The organism is Pseudarthrobacter sp. PH31-O2, assembly GCF_030063265.1.
GTDB lineage: Bacteria > Actinomycetota > Actinomycetes > Actinomycetales > Micrococcaceae > Arthrobacter.
In genome coordinates, this window is sequence record NZ_JASIST010000024.1 from 1 (window position 1) to 3638 (window position 3638).

Below are 3638 nucleotides of genomic sequence, written 5' to 3' on the forward strand. Positions count from 1 at the left end.
TACCGTAATGATTACAGGGCGAAGCAGCGCTGCCTGATCCGTCTCCTGATAAGGATGTTTGAAATGACCGCAGCCCTGGTGGATGTTGTTCTCCCGTGTCTGAACGAGCGCGGTGCCCTGCCGTGGGCGCTCTCCCGGCTGCCCCGGCTGCCCAAAGGATGATCAACAGCGTGGATCTGACTGTGGCGGCCATCGCCAAACAGTACCTGCCCGGCCGCGTCCTGTGCCGGTTCTCCCCCGGCCCCGGGGCGGACAGGAAGGCAGCGTGAGCGTCATGGCCCGTACCTCACCCAACAACCAAGCGAAGCGGATCCTCCCCGGAGCCGCGGCTCGGCTGGTAGCGCTGCTGCTCGTGCTCGCGGGCTTGTTGTGGTGGATGGTGGTCCCGCAGAACCCCTTCGAATCAGCACCGATTGTCGGCACACTGTTGTCCTGGGGCGCGCTTATTGGGGCAGTTGGCCTGCTGCGCCATGTCCCCCGGCGCCGAGTGGGCGCCGTAATCATTGCGGGCACTGTACTGCTGGGGCTGGTGGCCGTAAGTGCGCCGCCGCGGACCAGTAACGACTCCGCCAGGTACGCCTGGGACGGTATCGTCCAAAAGGCCGGCATCTCCCCCTACTCCTTCGTTCCGGTCGATGAGACGCTGGCGGCCCTGCGGCCGGAATGGCTGTTCGTCCCGGGAGCCAACAACGATGACGGCCGGCCCGGGTGCGCCCGCGACCTGTTCGGCACCGAATCCGTCCCGGCCAACGGCTACCCCTCGGGGGCTCCGCTTTGTACGGCCATTAACCGCCCGCACGTGCCCACGATCTATCCGCCCACCGCGGAAATCTACTTTTTCGGCGTGCGGGCCGCCGTCCCTGACTCGGTCGGATATCTTCCATTCCAAGTGGGGGGCCTGCTTGTCAGCATTGCGGTGACGCTGATGCTCATCACTGCCCTGGCCCGGCGCAGCCTTCCGCTGCACCTGGCGGCCGTCTGGGCCTGGAGCCCGTTCGTGCAGCTTGAGGCTGTGAACAACGCCCACGTTGACCTGCTCGGCGGCGCTTTGATCCTGACCGCAGGACTGCTATTGACCGTAGGCAAGCCGCTGCGCTCCGGGGTGGCGTTCGGCGCCGCGGTCGCGACCAAACTCATTCCGGTGATCGCCGCCCCCGCCTTGTTGTTCAAGCGTCCTGTGCGCTTCATTGCCGCAGCGCTGACGACTTTCGTCCTCCTCTACGTTCCCTATCTGGCAGTTGCAGGGGCAGGAGTGCTGGGATTCTTGCCCGGCTACCTCAAGGAGGAGGGCTACAGCCAGCGTGGTGGCACCCGGTTCGGGCTGGCCCAACTGGTCTCGGCCGGTCCGTGGCCGCAGCTGCTGAGCGCGGCAGCGCTGGCCGCCGTCGCGCTTTGGGTGTTGCGGCGCACCAGGCCCGGGAATGCCTGGGAACAGCAGACAGTCATGATCGGGTTGACGCTGCTGATTGTCAGCCCGAACTATCCTTGGTATGCCCTGATGCTGTTACCGTTTATTGTCTTGAGCCGGCGCTGGGAATACGTGGCCATCATCCTGGCCCTGGACGCCATCTACATGCTGCCGTTCGAGGACCCGTTCACGGTTCCGGTGCATCAAGCGGTCCTTGTACTCGCAGCCGCGGCCGTCGCAGCCGGAGTTTGGCATCGGCGCCGTCGGGAACTTCAGCTGGCGGCACTCGCCGGCCTCGAATCGTCGACGCCGGATGGCGGCGGGTGCGTGTCACCCGCCTAGTGGTTGGATCTTGCGAAGCGGGCCCGGCGTTCCAGGATCAGGATGCCGGCGGCGGAGGCCAGGGCGAGTAGGGCCCAGAACCAAACCAGGTTCATGGCGTAGTCGGCTTCGAGGACCGTGACGGACTGCGCTACCGACTTCGCCTTGAGCAGGATCCCCGCCACCAGGGTCACCAGGGCACCGGTGAGCAGGGCGCCGCGCAGGACGGCGGCGGACGCCGGCTGCAGTTTCGAACCGGTCCGGGTCAGGGCCGCCCCGGCAAGGGTGGAGAGCGGCACAATAACGCCGTCGTGGATGAGCACGGCAACGGCCATCCACGTCAGCAGGCCGACCAGCTGCGCCGGACCCAGCTGGGTTGGCAGCCCCAGCAGCCCGTAGGCAATGATGCCCAAGCCCGCCATGCCCAGCCCGGCCCGGACGGTTTTGAAAGCAGTTGCACGTTTCACAGGATCTCCATACTCTGCAGCCACTTGGTCTGCAGGACTCCGGGACGGCCGGGGGCGATGATTCTGGCGGGATAGCCATGGTCCAGGTCAAGCACGGACCCATTCAGCTCCAGGGCCACCAAGGTCTTCTCGTCCTGCGTGTACTCGGCAGGCATGGTCATGGTGCGGTAGGCGCCCTCCGGCTCCAGGCTGGTGAACCGAAGCCGGGATCCCGCGGGGGCGCCGACGGCCGCTACCAGGTCCTGGACGCGCACGCCCCGCCACTGGGCCAACTGACTCCACCCCTCCACACATGCGATGGGCAACTCGTGGGTGTGCTGGGGCATCGCCCTAAGCTCATCGAGGGTGAAGGAACGTGTGGAATCAGCAGACTTGACCATCAGCGCCCACTTCGGGGACATCGCCAGGCCGGCGACCTTGGCATCGCCGGCAGTTCGATTCACGGGCACGCCTTGGGGGCCGGTACCCATTTTGCGCGGGGCAAAGAAGTTCGCTGGTGCCAGCCAGGAAAAGGACTGTCCCGCCGTTGTAACCACCACGGCTCCGGTCGCGCCGGTTACAGCAGTGAGGAATGCACGCCGGGTCCAGCGGCCCGGTCCGGATGTGCCGGGCTCGGGAGTTGACTCCAAGACTCCAGCGACGGCGGGTGCAGCCGATTCCACGACGGCGGTCTCTTGCGCACGCTTGCTGCGCCAGTGGGCGGCGATGACCGGGAGCTTGAGGGCAATGTGCAGCAGGAGCGAGCCCCAGATGACCCATGCCAGCCAGTAGTGTGTCTCCCGGAACGGGAACGGCCACGGATACCATTTGTATGTATTGATCAGCCCGGTGGCCAGCTGCACCAGCGAGGACGCGACAAATAGGGCAATGGAGGCCCGTTCAAGGCCGTGCACCACCGACTTCACCGGGGGCCAAGCCAGCAGCTCGGGGAAGACCGACCACAGTTTTGCCAGCAGCAGCGGAATCGCGGCAATCCCTGACGTTACGTGCAGTCCCTGGGTGAGCTGGTAGATCCATACCGGGCTGGTAGGAAAGAACATCCACGCCGGCGGATTTTGGAGTCCGTGGCTGAAGAGGCCGGTGAGGAAGCAAACGGTGAAGGTAATCCCGAGCCAGCGGCCCAGAACAACGGTCAGGCGTGTGCTGCGTGTGGGCGAGGCAAACTTTGCCGCCAGCGCCTCGGTGAGCTTCTGCCCGTCAGGCTTTTGCATATCTGATCCCTTTAACCGTTCCGTGGCCGCCAGGGCCGCCCTTTCCTGGAACCGAAACGCCACAGACCCTGGGGTCCGTGGCGTCCGGCTTTTGCGGGTGGGTTTTACTTGGTGTTGACGGTGATTTTGGCGATGCCGACGAGCATGTCGGCTTTCACGGCGTCGGTCTTGAAGGTTTTGTTCAGCAGGCCGGCGGCGGTGTCGGAGATCAGCACCCGGGTGCCTTCCAGG

General features: G+C 65.4%; 3 protein-coding genes. 1 reads left to right on the plus strand and 2 read right to left on the minus strand.

Going from position 1 to position 3638, the window contains the following annotated elements; all coding sequences use genetic code 11:
• The first annotated feature begins 274 nt into the window (after window positions 1-274).
• The gene (locus QMG72_RS17680; RefSeq protein ID WP_226774289.1) at window positions 275-1750 is read left to right on the plus strand and encodes a glycosyltransferase 87 family protein; all 1476 of its coding nucleotides are present in this window, start codon (window positions 275-277) and stop codon (window positions 1748-1750) included.
• On the opposite strand, the gene QMG72_RS17685 is transcribed toward QMG72_RS17680, so the two are convergent.
• On the minus strand, window positions 1747-2196 hold the full coding sequence (locus tag QMG72_RS17685; RefSeq protein ID WP_226774288.1) for a hypothetical protein: 450 nt from the start codon (window positions 2194-2196) through the stop codon (window positions 1747-1749). The genes QMG72_RS17680 and QMG72_RS17685 overlap by 4 nt on opposite strands.
• A complete protein-coding gene (locus QMG72_RS17690; RefSeq protein WP_226774287.1) occupies window positions 2193-3407 on the minus strand; it encodes a molybdopterin-dependent oxidoreductase in 1215 nt (404 codons plus the stop codon). The genes QMG72_RS17685 and QMG72_RS17690 overlap by 4 nt, the downstream gene beginning before the upstream one ends.
• Between the last annotated feature and the right edge of the window lie 231 nt (window positions 3408-3638).

What these genes read in the sequence shown, in the direction of transcription:
- QMG72_RS17680 (WP_226774289.1), top strand. Translation starts at nt 275, where the DNA reads ATGGCCCGTACCTCACCCAACAACCAAGCGAAGCGGATCCTCCCCGGA.
- QMG72_RS17690 (WP_226774287.1), bottom strand. Translation starts at nt 3,407, where the DNA reads ATGCAAAAGCCTGACGGGCAGAAGCTCACCGAGGCGCTGGCGGCAAAG.